17 protein-coding genes are annotated in these 18750 nt (G+C 36.9%); 14 read left to right on the forward strand and 3 right to left on the reverse strand.

Annotated features, from left to right (window positions below; genetic code table 11):
• Nucleotides 1-68 precede the first annotated feature (68 nt).
• The 3 genes from KYH19_RS02480 to KYH19_RS02490 all read right to left on the reverse strand — a co-directional run bounded on the left by KYH19_RS02480 (nucleotide 69) and on the right by KYH19_RS02490 (nucleotide 3589).
• Entirely contained in the window at nucleotides 69-1091 is a 1023-nt protein-coding gene (locus KYH19_RS02480) for a rod shape-determining protein (RefSeq protein WP_010601761.1), read from the reverse strand.
• Nucleotides 1092-1313: 222 nt separating this feature from the next.
• The gene (purH, locus tag KYH19_RS02485; protein WP_219077440.1) at nucleotides 1314-2840 is read right to left on the reverse strand and encodes a bifunctional phosphoribosylaminoimidazolecarboxamide formyltransferase/IMP cyclohydrolase; all 1527 of its coding nucleotides are present in this window, start codon (nucleotides 2838-2840) and stop codon (nucleotides 1314-1316) included.
• A 170-nt stretch (nucleotides 2841-3010) separates the two neighbouring features.
• Nucleotides 3011-3589, reverse strand: coding sequence for a phosphoribosylglycinamide formyltransferase (locus tag KYH19_RS02490; RefSeq protein WP_219077441.1), 579 nt, complete (start codon nucleotides 3587-3589; stop codon nucleotides 3011-3013).
• 241 nt (nucleotides 3590-3830) lie between these two features.
• On the opposite strand from KYH19_RS02490, the gene rpsT reads away from it, so the two are divergent.
• The 14 genes from rpsT (at nucleotide 3831) to KYH19_RS02560 (ending at nucleotide 18596) form a co-directional block, all read left to right on the forward strand.
• A complete protein-coding gene (gene rpsT / locus KYH19_RS02495) occupies nucleotides 3831-4085 on the forward strand; it encodes a 30S ribosomal protein S20 (RefSeq protein WP_029277289.1) in 255 nt (84 codons plus the stop codon).
• 65 nt (nucleotides 4086-4150) lie between these two features.
• Complete coding sequence (gene radC / locus KYH19_RS02500; RefSeq protein WP_132394992.1) at nucleotides 4151-4849, forward strand: DNA repair protein RadC; 699 nt, start codon at nucleotides 4151-4153, stop codon at nucleotides 4847-4849.
• Nucleotides 4850-4956: 107 nt separating this feature from the next.
• Nucleotides 4957-5796: an endonuclease/exonuclease/phosphatase family protein gene (locus tag KYH19_RS02505; RefSeq protein ID WP_219077442.1), complete on the forward strand. Its 840-nt coding sequence runs from the start codon at nucleotides 4957-4959 to the stop codon at nucleotides 5794-5796.
• Nucleotides 5797-6561, forward strand: a complete 765-nt coding sequence (locus tag KYH19_RS02510) for a prolipoprotein diacylglyceryl transferase (RefSeq protein ID WP_219077443.1) — start codon at nucleotides 5797-5799, stop codon at nucleotides 6559-6561.
• 5 nt (nucleotides 6562-6566) lie between these two features.
• Nucleotides 6567-7961 (forward strand): radical SAM protein, encoded by a 1395-nt coding sequence (locus tag KYH19_RS02515; RefSeq protein WP_219077444.1) that lies wholly within the window; start codon nucleotides 6567-6569, stop codon nucleotides 7959-7961.
• A gap of 1 nt (nucleotide 7962) precedes the next feature.
• Nucleotides 7963-8157 (forward strand): hypothetical protein, encoded by a 195-nt coding sequence (locus KYH19_RS02520; RefSeq protein ID WP_219077445.1) that lies wholly within the window; start codon nucleotides 7963-7965, stop codon nucleotides 8155-8157.
• 14 nt (nucleotides 8158-8171) lie between these two features.
• A complete protein-coding gene (locus KYH19_RS02525; RefSeq protein WP_219077446.1) occupies nucleotides 8172-8366 on the forward strand; it encodes a hypothetical protein in 195 nt (64 codons plus the stop codon).
• 133 nt (nucleotides 8367-8499) lie between these two features.
• Nucleotides 8500-10899, forward strand: coding sequence for a phenylalanine--tRNA ligase subunit beta (gene pheT, locus KYH19_RS02530; protein ID WP_219077447.1), 2400 nt, complete (start codon nucleotides 8500-8502; stop codon nucleotides 10897-10899).
• 31 nt (nucleotides 10900-10930) lie between these two features.
• Nucleotides 10931-11221, forward strand: coding sequence for a hypothetical protein (locus tag KYH19_RS02535; RefSeq protein ID WP_219077448.1), 291 nt, complete (start codon nucleotides 10931-10933; stop codon nucleotides 11219-11221).
• A 33-nt stretch (nucleotides 11222-11254) separates the two neighbouring features.
• Nucleotides 11255-11545, forward strand: a complete 291-nt coding sequence (locus tag KYH19_RS02540) for a cell division protein ZapA (protein WP_219077449.1) — start codon at nucleotides 11255-11257, stop codon at nucleotides 11543-11545.
• A 306-nt stretch (nucleotides 11546-11851) separates the two neighbouring features.
• A complete protein-coding gene (gene rny / locus KYH19_RS02545; protein WP_121282496.1) occupies nucleotides 11852-13423 on the forward strand; it encodes a ribonuclease Y in 1572 nt (523 codons plus the stop codon).
• Nucleotides 13424-13600: 177 nt separating this feature from the next.
• The gene (locus KYH19_RS02550; RefSeq protein ID WP_219077450.1) at nucleotides 13601-14116 is read left to right on the forward strand and encodes a DUF962 domain-containing protein; all 516 of its coding nucleotides are present in this window, start codon (nucleotides 13601-13603) and stop codon (nucleotides 14114-14116) included.
• A 112-nt stretch (nucleotides 14117-14228) separates the two neighbouring features.
• Nucleotides 14229-17036, forward strand: a complete 2808-nt coding sequence (locus KYH19_RS02555) for a TonB-dependent receptor (protein ID WP_219077451.1) — start codon at nucleotides 14229-14231, stop codon at nucleotides 17034-17036.
• Between the two features lie 36 nt (nucleotides 17037-17072).
• A complete protein-coding gene (locus tag KYH19_RS02560; RefSeq protein WP_255562536.1) occupies nucleotides 17073-18596 on the forward strand; it encodes a hypothetical protein in 1524 nt (507 codons plus the stop codon).
• Nucleotides 18597-18750 lie beyond the last annotated feature (154 nt).

The raw sequence follows: 18750 nt of genomic DNA on the forward strand, positions 1-18750 counted from the left end.
AATGGAAGATGGGAAATGTATAATGGAGTCAATACATCATCCATCATACATCTTCCATTTTCCGTGTTTTATTGCATTAAGAATTTATATCCGCCAATATTTTTAAGGGCGATGCCAGTACCACGAACTACTGCACGAAGCGGATCTTCTGCAACGTGAACAGGCAATTTAGTTTTGGCTGCTACGCGTTTGTCTAATCCTCTTAATAATGCACCACCACCGGTTAAGTAAATACCTGTTTGGTAAATATCTGCCGAAAGTTCCGGAGGAGTAATCTCTAAAGCTTTTAAAATCGCTTCTTCAATTTTAGAGATCGACTTATCTAAACAGTGTGCAATTTCGGTATAAGAAACGGTGATCTGTTTTGGTACACCCGTCATTAAATCACGACCCTGAACCGCGAAATCGGCAGGAGCGTCCTGTAACTCAGGTAAAGCTGCACCGACTTCAATTTTAATTTTTTCAGCAGTACGGTCGCCAATCATGATGTTGTGTTGACGGCGGATGTAGTTTACAATGTCAGAGTCGAAATTATCTCCCGCAACGCGGATAGACTGATCGCAAACAATACCTGATAAAGCGATAACCGCAATTTCAGTAGTACCACCACCTATATCGATAATCATGTTGCCCATTGGCTCTTCTACATCGATACCGATACCAACAGCAGCAGCCATTGGCTCATGAATCAGGTACACCTCTTTTGCTCCGGCAATCTCTGCAGAGTCGCGTACCGCACGTTTTTCTACTTCAGTAATACCAGATGGGATACAGATTACCATACGTAAAGAAGGAAACATCCAGCCTTTACCACCGTTAAGCATACGGATCATTCCTTTAATCATCGCCTCAGCAGCATTGAAATCGGCAATTACACCATCTTTTAATGGGCGTACTGTTTTAATATTATCGTGGGTTTTACCCTCCATTTGCATTGCCTGACGACCTATAGCAATGACTTTGTTTGTAGTACGATCGAAAGCAACGATAGATGGCTCATCTACAACTACTTTGTCGTTATGTATAATCAGGGTATTCGCAGTGCCTAAATCGATGGCAACTTCTTGCGTAAACCAGTTAAATAATCCCATGTATAAGGTATGTTTTCTTTATTTTATCAAATCTATACTATTCCTAATGTAAAAATAGCTTTTTTATTGTTTTAAGTTTTATTTTCTTCAGTTATTAAATTGTTTTTGAGACAATTAAAATGTTTAGAAAATCAAAACCTATAATAATTGGGTGTGAACTGTTTTTATTATAAGATAATGCACAAAAACCTTCCGCCTTTAAACCCTCAACCTTCTACCTTTCTAGTGTTTAAAGTGTCTTACACCGGTGGTCACCATGGCAATACCTTTTTCGTTTGCTTTTGCAACAGAATCGGCATCTTTAATCGATCCGCCTGGTTGTAAAACAGCAGTAATTCCGGCTTCGGCAGCAATTTCAACACAATCCGGGAAAGGGAAGAAAGCATCAGAAGCCATTGCAGCACCTTTAACGCTGAAACCAAATGAAGCAGCCTTTTCAATTGCTTGTCTTAAGGCATCAACACGTGAGGTTTGGCCAACACCACTTGCTATTAAAACATCATCCTTAACTAAAACAATGGTATTCGACTTAGTGTGTTTTACAATTTTGTTGGCAAAGAACAGATCTTTTAGCTCTTGTGCTGTTGGTGCTTTATCGGTAACGGTTGTCATTTGCTCCGGACCTTCGATAATTAAATCTTTATCCTGCTCAATTACACCGTTTAATAATGTTTTAAATTGTTTTTTACTCAATTCAACCTCGTTGCGTTGTAAAATAACGCGGTTTTTCTTTTTGCTGAACAGCTCAACTGCTTCTGCCTGGTAAGAAGGAGCAATCAACACCTCAAAAAACAAGTTATTAATTTCTTGTGCTGTCTCAAGGTCAACTTCCACATTGGTAATCAGTACGCCACCGAAAGCTGAAACAGGATCGCAGGCTAAAGCATCAACCCAGGCTTGTTTAACGGTAGGGCGTGAGGCAATACCACAAGCATTGGTGTGTTTTAATATCGCAAAAGTCGGATCTTCAAATTCATCGATTAAAGCAACAGCCGCGTCCACATCAACCAGGTTGTTATAAGAAAGCTCTTTACCGTTAAGTTTGGTAAACATGGCATCTAAATCGCCATAAAATACACCTCCCTGATGCGGGTTTTCGCCATAACGTAAAGTTTTAGCTTCAGTTACACTCTGTTTAAAAACATCAAGTGGCTCTTCAGTATTGAAATAATTGAAAATTGCAGTATCGTAATGAGAAGAAGTATGGAATGCTTTTTTAGCAAATGCTTTACGCTGTGCTAAAGTAGTTTCGCCATTTTGTTCTGCCAATTGGGCTTCTAAAGTAGGATAGTCGTTTTTTGATGCGATAATCACCACATCGTTGAAGTTTTTGGCAGCAGCACGGATTAAGGAAATACCACCAATGTCTATTTTCTCAATAATTTCTTCTGGTGTTCCGCCTGCTTTTACAGTTTCTTCAAATGGATATAAGTCAACAATAACCAGGTCAATCTCAGGGATTTCATATTCAGCAATCTGCTCCTGGTCGCCAGCTAATGCTCTACGGTTTAAAATTCCGCCAAATACTTTTGGGTGTAAGGTTTTAACACGTCCGCCTAAAATAGATGGATAACCAGTTAAATCTTCAACCGCCGTAACAGGAAGGTTTAAATCTTTGATGAATTGTTCTGTTCCACCGGTAGAAAATAATTGTACACCTTGTGCGGCTAACAATTTTACCAATGGCTCCAAACCATCTTTATAATATACTGAGATTAAAGCGTTTTTGATTTTAATGGATTGACTCATTCGACTGAAAATTTTGAGCCGCAAAGGTAGTAAAACAGGATTGTTTTTTAATGAGATTTACCGATCAATGTTAAATTTTATTCCACTATATATAATAAGGTAGCGTTGCCAGTCTGGTTGACTATGCTAAAGTTTATTTTAATAGCCTTATTAAGGCTGCGTCGAATCATTTATTTGCTGATCTTTTTAACAATAGTTTCTACAATACGTGGGTAGTGCTGGTGTTCTAGCTGCTGACCTTTAAATTTTACCATTTCCAGGTTATCGTTTTTGTCTATTCTGTAGCGGGCCTGGTAAATGTATTCACCTTCGTCATAGTTTTCATCCACATAATGAATGGTTATTCCCCCTTCTGTTTCGCCTGCAGACATAACCGCATGGTGTACATGGTCTCCATACATGCCCTTTCCGCCAAATTTTGGAAGGATAGCAGGGTGAATATTGACAATTCTGCCCGGGTAGGCGTGGATCAGGCTTTTAGGAATCAGCCAAAGAAAGCCGGCCAGTACAATAAAATCGATTTCAAGATTTTTTAGCAAGTCTACTACTTCATCTGTGTGGTAGAACTCATTCCTATCGAAAATATGAGTGGGGATTTCAAAATTATCAGCTCTTTGTAATACATATGCATCGGCATTGTTGGTCAATACCAAAGATATTTCTATTTCATTACTCCGCTTAAAATGCTCCATCAGCTTTTGGGCATTAGAGCCAGAACCTGATGCAAAGATGGCTATTCTTTTTTTCACTCAAAATCGTTTTGCCCAAAAATAGTATTTTTAAGCCTTTTTTCTCTATCGAAAAGAATTTTTATTCATTTATGGTAAAGTATTATTAATGAATAATTTTAACGTATTTTTGCCGTTCGGAAATAGGGTTCAATTTTAATGAAAAAAAAGTTGAAAGTGTTTTGTAATTTAAAAACATTAATCCTATATTTGCAACCCGAATTATAGGAAACGAATAAGAAAAATAAAAGGCTAAATAGAAATGGCAAATCATAAATCTTCATTAAAAAGAATTAGAGCAAACGCAACAAAACGTTTACGTAACAGATATCAGGCAAAAACTACACGTACCTTTATTAAAAGATTACGTGCTGCAGAAGATAAAAAATCTGCATCTGATTTATTGCCTAAAGTAATCTCTATGTTAGATCGTTTAGCTAAAAAGAATATTATCCACAAAAACAAAGCGGCTAATAACAAATCAAAATTAACGAAATTCGTTAATGGTTTAAAATAAGCCAATTTTTTTACGATATTAAGGCATCCTAACCAAAAGTTAGGATGCTTTTTTTTGTCTAAAAAATGAAGAATTACGAACAGAAAGTAGGGATAAAGTTATGGGCTGAAGAGGATCGGCCACGCGAAAAACTTTTATTGCATGGCCGAAGACATTTAACAGATGCCGAACTGATTGCTATTTTAATTGGCTCTGGAAGTAAAAATGAAACCGCTGTCGACTTAAGTAAAAAGATTTTGTCTTTTTACGATAACAATTTAACAAAACTAGGAAAAGCTTCTATTCTGGATCTTTCCAGGTTTAAAGGTATTGGAGAAGCCAAAGCATTAACTATTATTGCCGCTTTAGAGTTGGGTTTGCGGCGAAAGGAAACCACAGAGGAGGTGATTACGCATGTAACTACTTCTAACGATGTTTATAAATATTTACATCAAACCTTTGCTAATCTCAATCATGAAGAGTTCTGGATATTACTGTTAAACAGGTCTAACCGGGTAATCGGTAAATTTTTGATCAGTAAAGGCGGGCAGGCAGGTACAGTAGCCGATCCGAAAATTATTTTTAAAACAGCTTTAGAAAACAATGCAGCAAATGTTGTTTTAGCGCATAACCATCCTTCAGGAAATTTAAAGCCAAGCGAAAGCGATGATAAGTTGACCAGGGATATGGTTGCTTCGGGGAATTTGCTTAGTCTGTATGTGGTTGATCATCTGATTTTTGCCAATAACCGCTACTATAGTTATAGAGATGAAGATCTGATTTAAAAGATATTCGGTTATTAAAGTATAATTAACGTTAAATTAGTATAATAGCGGCTTAAAATTAGAGGTTGCCTGCCAGCCTGTATGAATTAAATGGTTTAATTATGTTTATGAATACTTTAAAAATCATCCCTGTTTTTCTTTTATTAACCATTATGGCTTTTGCTCAGGAAAAAGCTGTTCCAATTAATATCATTACCTATAACATCCGCTTAAATGTGGCATCAGATGGTGTTAACGCCTGGCCAAACCGAAAAGACAATGTAAAAGCGTTAGTAAAATTTCACGATGCCGACATTCTGTGCGTACAGGAAGCCTTGCCCGAACAATTTGATGCATTGCTCGAAAATTCTAATTTCGATGTGGTAGGAGTTGGCCGTGAGGATGGGAAAAGAAAAGGAGAATTTTCTGCTGTTTATTTTGATAAAGACCGTTTCACTAAAAAAGATGGGGGAACGTTTTGGTTGTCAGAAACTCCTGATGTTCCATCAAAAGGTTGGGATGCTGCGCTGAACCGTGTATGCAGCTGGGTTAAATTGTACGATAAGTTAAATAATAAAGAATTTATCGTTTTTAATACCCATTACGATCATATTGGGATGAAAGCAAGAATTGAATCAGCTAAATTATTGAAACAAAAAATACAGCAGATAGCACCTGCTTTGCCGGTTGTTTTTACAGGCGATTTAAATGTAACACCCGAAACTGAAGCCATTGCAACCATCAAATCTTTTCTGACCGATGCTAAAGAGATTTCGGTAGAGCCACCGTATGGTCCTGCAGGTACTTTTAACGGTTTTCATTTCGATAGCGACTTGAAAGACCGGATTGACTACATTTTTGTAAACAAAGGTTTTAAGGTGCAAAAGTTTGCCGTTTTAACCGATAGTAAGGATAAAAGGTATTATTCTGATCATCTGCCAGTTTTCTGTAGACTTTTTTTTAAATAAATGCTACTAAAAACCCTTTCAATTTTTCCTTTTCAATTCGAGCTTTTTGGTAACCAATACCATTATCACTATATTTTCGAAACGCTCGCATTTATAATCGGTGTTAGGCTTTATTACTATTATAAAAAAGGCATCGTAGATCAGATTTCTGACGAAAACAGGCTTTGGATTATGTTGGGAGCCATGTTTGGCGCATTAATAGGATCTCGGGTGGTAGCTGTACTGGAAACTCCAGAGGTAATCAATCACCTAACGTTTTCAATTTTATATCAAAGTAAAACCATTGTTGGCGGTTTACTTGGTGGTTTGTTCGGTGTCGAATTGATAAAAAAGATCATAGGTGTGAATATCGCTTCTGGAGACATCTATGTGATCCCGATTTTGGTTGCACTGATGATAGGCCGTATCGGCTGCTTTTCCATGGGGATTGATGAACCAACTTATGGAGTTCCCACTCATTTTTTTATGGGTATGGATTTGGGCGACGGAATCCTTCGGCACCCGATAATGCTCTATGAAATGATTTATCTCCTACTGTTAATTTTTCTTTTTAACAGATTAAAACTGGTGGAAATGATTAACGGCGATCGATTTAAACTATTTATGGTATTGTATTTTCTATTTCGCTTCTTAATCGAATTTATTAAGCCTTATCAATCATTATTTTTAAATTTAAGCAGTATTCATTGGTCTGCATTGTTTATTTTTATTTATTATTATAGATTCATCATCAGAATTTCTAAACAAATAGCTGCTAAAAAGTAAACACTATGGCCAATACCAGAGATTATATATACTACGATTATACCAAGAGCCTTTGTCCGGAATGTTTACAGCTTTGCGATGCAAAAATTGTTTTTCAGGATGCTAAAGTGTTTATGTTGAAAAACTGCAGAACGCACGGTGATAGTAAAGTGATGATTGCTGATGATGTTGAATACTATAAACAGATCAGGAATTACAATAAACAGTCGGAAATGCCACTTAAGTTCAATACCAAAGTACATTACGGTTGCCCTTACGATTGTGGTTTGTGTACTGATCATGAACAGCATTCGTGTTTAACGGTAATAGAAGTTACTGATCGTTGCAACCTGGCCTGTCCGACTTGTTATGCCATGTCGTCGCCAAGTTATGGCAGGCACAGAACCTTGGAAGAAATAGAACGCATGATGGATGTTGTAGTAGCCAACGAAGGCGAACCCGATGTGGTTCAGCTTTCGGGCGGAGAGCCAACGGTACATCCTGAGTTCTTTAGGATTTTAGATCTTGCCAAAACCAAACCCATTAAACACCTGATGGTGAATACCAACGGGATCAGGATTGCCAAGGATATTAATTTTGTGGAAAAACTGGCAACTTATATGCCCGATTTTGAAATTTACCTGCAGTTTGATAGTTTCAGCGCTGAAGTATTAACAAAACTAAGGGGCGAAGATCTTACCGAAGTGAGGAGAAAAGCAATAGATCATTTAAATCAATTTAATGTATCTACTACTTTGGTGGTAACCTTGCAAAATGGGTTGAATGATCATGAAATTGGCGATATTTTAGATTATGCATTAAAGCAGAAATGTGTTCGTGGCGTTACTTTCCAGCCTACTCAGGTTGCCGGAAGAAATGATGATTATAATGATCAGCAGGGAAGAATCACCTTAACTGAGGTACGCAGAAAAATTTATGAGCAATACCCAACCTTTACCCCACAAGATTTAATCCCTGTGCCATGTAACCCCGATGCATTATGTATGGCTTATGCTTTAAAAATCGGTGATGAGGTGATCCCGATGACGCATTTGATCAATCCAGAAGATTTGCTCAACAATTCAAAAAATACGATTGTTTTTGAACACGATGAAAAATTGAAAGAACATATGCTCAACCTGTTTAGTACAGGTGTTTCAGTAGATTGTGCCGAAGATACCTTTGGCGAATTGATGTGCTGCCTGCCCAGGGTAAAATCAGATAGTTTAAGTTATGACAATTTATTTCGGATCATTATCATGAATTTTATGGACCCGCTGGACTTTGATGTACGTGCAGTTAAAAAATCATGTGTGCACATTGTGAGCGATAAATACAAAATGGTACCCTTCGAAACGATGAATATTTTTTACCGCGACAATAAAATAGATCTGATCAGGGAAAAATTAAATATGAACTAATATGGGTGGTTTATTTGGCTTATTTGTAATTTATTGTCTTACCGCAATTGTACTTTTTGTAGTTGGGATTATTCAGATTATCATTAAATCATCCAGGAACGAACCGGTAAAATCGGGGCTGAAACTGCTAATTATATCAGTAATTATGGTGATAATCGGTTTTGGTGCTTGTGCAGTATTGCTCGCCAACAGTTAATTTTAAAATAAATCATGGAACTTTTTATTGTATACTGGGTAATTGTAGGATTGTTATTTACAATTGGTATCATTCAAATCATTGTAAAAGCGGCTAAAAATCAACCTGTTAAGTCAGGGCTTAAATTGGTTATTGCTTCAGTGATTATGCTGGTAATAGGAGCAGGTGCATGCGCGGTAATTCTATCTAATTTAAGTATTGGCCATTAGTCATTTTTATTGTGTCAAGATTGCGGGTTTGGCTTTCTCCTTTGACCTTTAAATAATATCTTTGCGTTTTATAGAAATAGAGTATCAGTTGAGATTTGTCTTGATACCTGATACTCAAACTTGATACTCCAAAATGAAAATATCATATAACTGGTTAAAACAATTCGTACAGATTGATAAAACGCCTCAGGAACTTTCCTTAATCCTTACCAATGTTGGTTTAGAAGTAGAAAGTGTAGAAAAAGTGCAGCCCGTTGTTGGCGGCTTGGAGGGGTTGGTTATCGGCGAAGTATTAACCTGTGTTCAGCATCCCAATGCCGATCGTTTGCGCATTACTACGGTAAACGTTGGTGGTAAAGAAAACCTTCAGATTGTTTGCGGTGCTCCAAATGTAGGCGCTGGTCAAAAAGTGGTAGTCGCTACAGTAGGTACAACAGTATATCCTTTAGAGGGTGAGCCTTTTAAAATAAAAGAATCAAAAATCAGGGGCGAACTTTCTCAGGGCATGATTTGTGCAGAAGATGAAATTGGCTTAGGCAAGTCTCATGATGGAATTATGATCCTTGACGAAGATACCGAAATTGGGATCCGCGCAAAAGACCATTTCAAAATGGATGATGATTTTGTTTTCGAAATCGGATTAACACCAAACCGTGCCGATGCGGCTTCGCATTTAGGTGTGGCGAGAGATTTAGCTGCTTATTTCAGAAGTGAATATGAAATGCCTGATCTTTCCGCTTTTAAAACAGATAACGAAAATCTGGTAATTCCGGTAGAAGTAGAAGATTTTGCCGCTTGTCCGCGTTACAGCAGCCTTACCCTTTCTGGCGTTACCGTAAAAGAATCACCAGATTGGTTAAAAGATAAATTGAAGGTAATTGGTTTACGTCCGATTAATAATGTGGTTGATATTACCAATTATGTACTTCATGGTTTAGGTCAGCCTTTACATGCTTTCGACGCCGATAAAATTACCGGTGGAAAAGTAATCGTGAAAAAAGTTGCTGAAGGAACACCGTTTATAACCCTTGATGATGTGGAGCGTAAGTTAAGTGCAGATGATTTAATGATCTGCAATGCTGAAGCACCAATGTGTATTGCAGGGGTTTTCGGCGGAAAGTCTTCTGGTGTTGACACCAATACCAAAAATATTTTCTTAGAAAGTGCTTATTTCAATTCGGTTTCTGTACGAAAAACATCAAAAAGACATGGTTTAAAAACCGATGCCTCTTTCCGTTACGAGCGTGGTACCGATCCGGAGATTACAGTAACAGCTTTAAAATATGCAGCTTTATTAATTAAAGAACTGGCTGGAGGCGAAATTTCTTCATCAGTTTCTGATATTTATCCAAGCCACATCAAGCCGTTTGAGTTTGATGTGAGCTATACCAATATCAATAAATTAATCGGTGCAAATATCCCTTCAACCGAAATTAAACACATTATTACAGCTTTAGGTATTTCGGCAACCAATACTTCTGATGATACCCTGGCTTTAAGAGTGCCATCGTTTAAAGTTGATGTGACGCGTGAGTGCGATATTACTGAAGAAGTATTACGTATTTATGGTTATGACAATATCGAAATTCCGGCAAAGGTAAATGCATCGCTTTCATACAGCGTTAAGCCTGAAAAAGAAAATACGCATAATGTAATTGCAGATATGCTTGCCGCTAATGGTTATGCAGAAATTATGTGTAACTCGTTAACTAAATCGGCTTATTCGAAAAATTTAGACGAAGCAGTATTCATTTTAAATCCGTTAAGCAGCGATTTAAATGTAATGCGCCAGAATTTATTGATGCCGGCTTTAGAAAGCGTAGCCTACAACCAGAACCGTAAAAATGCTGATGTTAAGTTTTACGAATTCGGTAAAACCTACCATTTAATCAATGAGCAATATGTAGAGCGTCCAAGGTTGTTATTGTTGATTTCGGGCGCTAAACAAAGCGAGCAATGGAACCATAATGCGAAGTCATCTACTTTCTATAATTTAAAATCAGCAGTTGATGCAATTATATCGCGTTTAGGCGTTACAAGCTATCAGTCTGATACTTTAAATGATGAAAACTTTGCTTACGGCATCAAATATTTCCGTGGAGATAAAATCCTGGTAAGTTTCGGTGCGGCTTCAAAAGCCGACCGCAAAGTGGCTGATGTAAATGCAGAGGTATTTTATGCTGATTTCGATTGGGCAACTTTATTAGATATTGTAAGGAAAAATAAAATCGTACACAAAGATGTTTCTAAATACCCGCAGGTTCGTCGCGATCTTTCATTGTTGATTGATCAAAATGTAACCTTCGATACCTTAAAGGGTATTGCATTTAAAACCGATAAAAAGCTGATCAAGGAAGTTGGTGTATTCGATGTATACGTTGGTGATAAATTGCCGGAGGGAAAAAAATCTTATGCCTTGAATTTTATTTTGCAGGATGAAGAACAAACCCTAACCGATAAGCAGATTGAAAACACGATGCAGAAATTAATCGCGAATTTAACGGCACAAGCTGGTGCAGAAATTAGGAAATAAAATATAAATTCGTATTTTTAGAAATAAATTCATGACTTCTGTTGCAGATCAGTTAGATAAAGTATTACAAAAAACAGCTCAGGTAATTGAGTTATGTAATGCGCTACAGGAAGAAAATGATTTATTAAAGCTTGAAAATCAATCGTTAAAAGTAGCACTCGATACAGCGAAAGGCAAAAATTTGGAACTTGACGAAAAATTAAGGGTTACAAAATTGGCTAAAAGTATAGAGGGAACAAGTGAAAAATCGCTTGACATTAAACAAAAAATTAACGATTTTGTGCGTGAGATTGATAAGAATATTGCATTATTAAAAAAATAATGATGCAAAGAAATCAGAAACTAAGCTAAACAAATGGGAGAAATCTCGATTAAAATAACCATTTCCGACCGTATTTATCCACTAAAGGTGAATATGGAAGAGGAAGAAATTGTGAGACGGGCAGCAAAAATGATCAATGAGCGCATAAAAGATTACCAGGATAATTATGCGGTTAGAGATAAGCAGGATCTTCTTTCTATGGCCGTGTTGCATTATGCAACAGCCGTATTAAGAACAGAAAACAAAGTACAAAGTCAGGATACTGCTGTTGCCGATAAAGTTGAAGAATTGGATGTTTTACTCAATAATTTCTTTTCAAAATAAGGTTCGTTCTTTCGGCATTCGTCACTCTGAACTTGTTTCAGGGGCTGTTTAATAAGATCCTGAAAATCCGATAGTTATCGGATCAGGATGATGGGGCCAATATTTAGCATAAAGACATAGCCGCGGCTAGTTTTTGAGTTTCAAATTTTATAAAACTTAACACTTCAATATCTATAGGGTTAAGAGGGCGTATTTCATCTGCTATGGCACCTGAAAATGGCTTAAACCCTAATTATGCTTAGTTGAGGTTTAAAATGTATGAGACTTTAAAAATTAGTTGCGGTTTTTTTTTACTTAAAAAACAAAATGGAAATAGTTGAAATATTAGGATACGTATTTGCCGTAATAGCGGGTATAGCTATCGGAGTAGTGGTAGGAAGATTCCTCCTGCGTAACTTGCTTAAACAGCAGGAAGTTGCCGCACAGAACAAAGTGAAAAAGATTTTAAAAGATGCAGAAAACAATGCAGAGATATTAAAAAAGAATAAACTTTTAGAAGCAAAAGAAAAGTTTTTGCAAATGAAAGCGGAGCATGAGCAAGAAGTGAATGCCAAAAATAATAACATTAACCAACGCGAAAACACCATGAAGCAGAAAGAGCAATCGGTGAACCAGCGCATGGAAAACTTCAATAAAAAAGAACAGGAACTCGATAAGCACAAAAGCAACCTCGAAAAACAAACTGAACTTGCTATTAAAAAGCAAGAAGAGGTAGAAGTGCTTAAAAATCAACACCTAACACAATTGGAAACTATTGCAGGTTTATCGGCCGAAGAGGCTAAAAACCAGTTGGTAGAAAATCTAAAAGAAGTTGCCCGTACACAGGCCATGATCCAGATTAAGGATATTGTTGACGAAGCAAAATTAACGGCGAGCAAAGAAGCTAAAAAAGTGGTGATCCAAACCATTCAGCGTACGGCCACCGAAGCTGCGATTGAAAACTCTGTTTCTATTTTTCATATCGAAAGTGACGAGATTAAAGGTCGCGTTATTGGTAGAGAAGGTAGAAATATCCGCGCTTTAGAAGCGGCAACCGGTATTGAGATTATTGTGGATGATACACCAGAAGCCATTATTTTATCCGGTTTCGACCCGGTAAGAAGAGAAATTGCCCGTTTAGCTTTACACCGTTTGGTAACAGATGGTCGTATCCACCCGGCGCGTATTGAGGAAATTGTAGCGAAAACCAAAAAACAGATCGAAGATGAGATTGTAGAGATTGGTGAGCGTACAGTGATCGATTTAGGTATCCATGGTTTACATCCGGAGCTGATCCGCATGGTTGGCCGTATGCGTTACCGTTCATCTTATGGACAAAACTTATTACATCACTCTCGTGAGGTAGCTAATTTCTGTGCTACCATGGCTGCAGAATTAGGTTTAAATGCTAAAATGGCCAAACGCGCTGGACTATTACACGATATAGGTAAAGTGCCTGATGATAATCCTGAATTGCCACACGCAATTTTAGGGATGCAACTGGCCGAAAAATATAAGGAACACCCTGAAATCTGCAATGCCATTGGTGCTCACCACGATGAAATTGAGATGACTTCAATGATTTCTCCAATCATTCAGGCTTGCGATGCTATTTCTGGTGCCCGTCCTGGTGCCCGCCGTGAGGTTGTAGAAAGTTACATCAAACGTTTAAAAGATCTTGAAGAACTGGCTTTATCTTACCCTGGTGTAGAAAAAACTTTTGCTATCCAGGCTGGTAGAGAGTTACGTGTAATTGTAGAAAGCGAACGTATTACCGATGCACAGGCAGAACTTTTAGCCGCTGATATTTCGACTCGTATTCAAACCGAAATGACTTATCCGGGGCAGATTAAGGTTACTGTAATCAGGGAAACCCGTTCTGTAGCATTTGCGAAATAAAGAAGGTGATTACACAGATTTTGTGATTACACTGATTAAAATTTATCTCGCTAGCCTCGGTTCGTGTCCTCACGAAACGATACGAGCAAAAGGTTTGTGAAGACACAAACCTTGGCGAATGAATTAAACAAAATATTAAGCGATGGAATATCCATCGCTTTTTTTTATTTTTACATAATGAGCAAGCAAACTATCCAAATCGAACCAAAGAGACTTGTAGATGTGCTTTTTGACAAGTATGCCGAAAGTCACCAAAACCCGACTAACAAACTGGTACACTGGATCTGCGTTCCATTAATCGTATTCAGTTTATTGGGTTTAATCTGGCAAATTCCTTTTCCGCATATTGGCTTTTTGGGTAGCTATAACGGTTTCTTTAACTGGGCTTCGTTCCTTTTAGCCTTTAGCTTGTATTATTATTTTACTTTATCACCTGTATTGTTTTTTATGATGATCTGGGTGGTTGGCCTAATGAGTTACATCATCGTAAAAATTGAGCAGGTGGTAGGCTTAGGAACTGGCACTGCTTATGCCATTTATGCAGCAATATTTGTTGCGGCCTGGATTGGTCAGTTTATTGGTCACAAAATCGAAGGAAAGAAACCCTCATTCCTGGATGATGTTAAGTTCCTGTTAATCGGTCCGATCTGGTTATTGCACTTCATTTGCAAGAAAACGGGGATTAAATATTAGGATTGAAATGTTGTTAACTTAGAATTAACCTTAAGGTAAACAAACCTTAATTAACATCTAACCTGCAGTTAACACTGTGGTAATAATTTTGCCCTTATCAAATAAAGGCAAATTGGAATTACTAAACTCTTTTAGAAGAGCGGCACTTACTGTGTTCGCTTTGACGATCAGCATACTTTCGTATGCTCAAACCGGAAAAATTTCTGGAAAAATAACGGATAAATCTACGGGTCAAACGTTGGTGGGATTATCTGTCCAAATAGAAGGAACATCAATTGGTAGTACCAGTGATGCTGAAGGTAATTATGTTCTTAATACTGTAAAACCAGGGACTTACCGTGTAAGTTTTTCTTTTATTTCCTTTAAAAAACAGACAATTCCGAATGTAAAAGTTACTCCAGGAAAAACGACTGTAATAGATGTTGTAATGGAAGATGATCAATCTACCCTTAATGATGTCGTAATTACAGGATCCAGAAAAACAGGTACTGAAGTTTCTCTTTTGGCAGAGCTGAAAAAATCCCAGTCCATTGCAAACGGGGTTTCATCTCAAACCATTCAGAGATCTGGTGATACGGATGCAGCACAGGTGGTGAAACGTGTGCCGGGTATTACTATTGTAGATAATCGCTTTATTAATATCCGTGGTTTAGCCGAACGTTATAATAACGTTCAGTTAAACAATGTGACAGCACCAAGTTTGGAAACTGACGTTCGGTCTTTCTCTTTTGATTTAATTCCAAGCAATCAGATTGATCGCGTATTGGTTTATAAAAGTCCTTCTGCTGATATCCCGGCAGATTTCGCAGGAGGTGTTGTAAAAGTCTTTCTTAAGAGTATTCCCGATGACGACCGGTTAACAATAGATTATGGTACAAGTTACCGCCAAAATGCTACTTTCAAAGATTTCAAGAGGACTAATACTGGAAACTTATACTTTACTGGCTTCAATACAGGTGAAAATGATCTACCTGTTAATTTCCCTTCAAATTTAAACCAGGTTAGTGCGAACAAATTAAATGCTGCGGGGCATGCACTCAGAAATAACTGGGTACCTGATGTTAATACTGCTAATTTGGATCAAAAACTAAATATCTACGGTAGCAAGCGATTTAACATTAACAATAAGTTATTGGGAAATATTACAGCGGTTACCTATAGTAATAGCAAAACAAATAATGCTGTTTTTAGAGGAAACTACGAGGTTTACGATCCAATTTCAAAAATTGCTGAAGAAAATTACAGGTATAATGATGATCAATACACCTACAATGTTCGTTTAGGGGTTGTGCACAACTGGGCTTTTAAATTAGATAACAACAATACTTTCGAGTTCAAAAACTTATACAATCAATTAAGTACATCACAATATGTTAGTCGCCTGGGGTCTGAAAAGCAGCAAGAGTATGCCAATTATGCATCGAATGTTTTATATCGTGGCATCTATTCCGGACAATTATCGGGTGTTCATAAATTCAATGAAGAGCATACAAAATTTGACTGGGTTTTAGGTTACAGTAAATCATTTAGAGACCAGCCAGATTATTCACGTTACAGAACACTCGCTAATGGAGATGGTACATACAATATTTTTGTGCCAACTGGCGGTGCCCAACCAGAGTTCCTGGGAAGATTTTATTCCAAAATGAATGAGGACATCAAAACTGGTGCATTTAATGTAGAACAGGCACTTGCTCCAAAATCTGAAGGTTTTAAGCCTTCGATAAAAGTTGGCGGTTATTATGAAGATAAACAAAGAACATTTTCTTCAAGAAACATCGGGTATGTAAGGGCTAATTCATTAAATTTTGATCAGTCATTGTTGAAAGGAACTATAAGTGAGCTTTTTGATTGGAAAAATATCAATACAACTACAGGAATCAGACTAGACGAGAAATCTAATCCTTACGATAATTATGATGCTTCAAATAAACTATTAGCTGGATTCGCAAATTTTGTTTTGCCATATAAAGACAAACTAACAATAGTTGCAGGTGCAAGAGTAGAGAATAACGTTCAAAAACTGAACAGTTTTGATACTGGAGGCCCCGTTAATGTTAATAATGATATTACAAGGGTACTTCCTTCTGCAAATGTACAGTACAATATAAACGAAAAATCTTTATTCAGGCTGGCTTATGGTAAAACATTAAACAGACCGGAATTCAGAGAAATCGCTCCTTTTTCATTTTATGATTTTGATCAGAATTTCAATGTTGCAGGTAACCCAAATTTAAAAACAGCAAAGATTGATAATTATGATTTAAAATATGAATTCTATCCTTCGACAAGCGAACTGATCAGTATTTCAGGTTTCTATAAAAAATTTAAAGATGCGATTGAGATGACTGCTATACCAGGTTCTAATGCACAATCTTTTAATTTCAATAATGCTCAGAACGTTAGAAATATAGGTGTAGAGCTGGAAATGCGTAAATCACTTGCAGGATTAAGTGAAAGTAAGTTTTTAAATGACATCACAATTTTGTTAAATGCCTCTTACATTAATAGTAAAGTAATGTTTGATGGTGCCAACGCAATTGGACAATCAAATAATCGTCCGATGCAAGGTCAATCTCCATATATTTTAAACGCGGCTATATTCTATAATAACATTAAATCTAAATTTCAAGTTAACCTGCTTTATAATGTTGCTGGAAAACGTATTGCATTTGTTGGTACAGATCTGATCAGGGATATTTATGAAATGCCGAGAAATGTAGTTGATTTAGTTGTGACAAAAAACTTCACTAATAAACTATCGTTAAAAGCCAACTTCAACGACTTGCTCAATCAGAACTTTACATTGATGCAAGACGGAAATCAAGATGGAAAATTTGATCAATCAGAAGATCAGGTAACTGCACAATTTAAAAGTGGCCGTCAATTCGGATTAACACTTTCTTACAAAATATTTTAAATAAAAAAATAAAGACTTAAAATAGGAAAAATGAATATGAAAAAGCTTTACAAGCCAAAATTTGGTACTAACGGATTCAAAACAATGGTATTTGTTTTGGCAGGGACATTAATTTTTAGTTCATGTAAAAGAACAACTATTATCGAATACAATGAAGCAGGATATAATTCTGGTAACGGATCTGGCCCAGGTACAAATCCAACTACAGGATTTACTAAACCAATAGTAGAAGTTGCGAATGGAAGCATTACGACAAATACTAAATGGACTAAAGACAAAATTTACAGACTTAATGGTTTTGTTAGAGTGGGTAGAGATGCCAAAAACAAAGCTGGTTTAGCGGCAGTTGAAGGAGTTACTTTAGAAATTGAAGCAGGTACGGTGATCATCGGCGATAGGGAAACAAAAGGTACTTTAGTAGTACAAAGAGGAAATAAATTAATTGCTGAAGGTACTGCATCTCAACCAATTATTTTTACATCGGAACGTGCTGCAGGGTTACGTGAGCCAGGAGACTGGGGTGGTGTGGTGTTATGTGGAAAAGCAACTAACAATCAAGCAGGTGGTGAGGCCGAATTAGAAGGAGCTTACGAAGGCTGGCACGGTGGTACTGTTGATACTGATAACTCTGGTATTTTAAAATATGTTAGAATTGATTATGCTGGTACACCGATTAATCCAAACCAAGAGGTTAACTCTTTAACTATGGGCTCAGTAGGTTCGGGAACTGTAATTGATTATGTACAGTGTTCTTATGGTTTAGATGATGCTTTTGAATGGTTTGGCGGAACTGTAAATGCAAAACACTTAATTGCGTATCGTGGTCTTGATGATGACTTTGACGTTGATTTTGGTTTCCGTGGTACTGTTCAGTTTGCTATTGGTATCCGCGATGCAAATTCTGCCGATCAATCTGGTTCTAATGGTTTTGAAGTTGATAACGATGGAACTGGATCAAGCGTTGCACCTTACACATCTGCTCAGTTTTCGAACGTAACAATTATTGGCCCAAAGAAAGACAGAACAAAAACTATTTCAACTCAATTTCAAAATGCAATGCATTTGAGAAGGAATAATAAAATAAAAATTTACAATTCTGTATTTACAGCGTATCCTAATGGATTGTTTATAGATGGTTCAACCACATTGGCTAATGCTGCAAATGGCGAGCTGGTATTAAAAAATATTGTTTTGGCAGGTGTTGATGGTTGGGGGGCAAATGGTTACGGTACTGGTGGTACAACAACATTTCCAAATCCAATTGGGGTTGAAACGAAATCAACTGGTAATGTTGGTACGCAGGCAATTGATGTTTGGTTTAAAACAACGTCATTCGCAAACGAAACTTATGGAAAATGGCAAGATTTAGGTATTGATGAAACTATTTTTGATTTAGGTGGTACTCCTAAATTCACTTTAAATACCGGATCAATTTTATTAACAGGTGCTAGCTTTACAGGCTTAACTGGTTTTGATGTGGTAACTCACCGTGGCGCATTTGGTACTTCAGACTGGACAGCAGGTTGGGCTAACTTTACGCCTCAAACTAGCGTTTATTAAGTCTTCAAGAATATAAAATACAAAAAGCCAGATAGAGATATCTGGCTTTTTGTATTTTATATTTCGTGTATAATGTATTTTTAAGCATTAGTTTTAGTCTTTTAACTTGATGTTTAGTTAATATCGTTTTAATATTCATCATATATTTTTAGTT

The sequence above is a fragment of the Pedobacter sp. D749 genome, assembly GCF_019317285.1.
Lineage (GTDB): Bacteria > Bacteroidota > Bacteroidia > Sphingobacteriales > Sphingobacteriaceae > Pedobacter.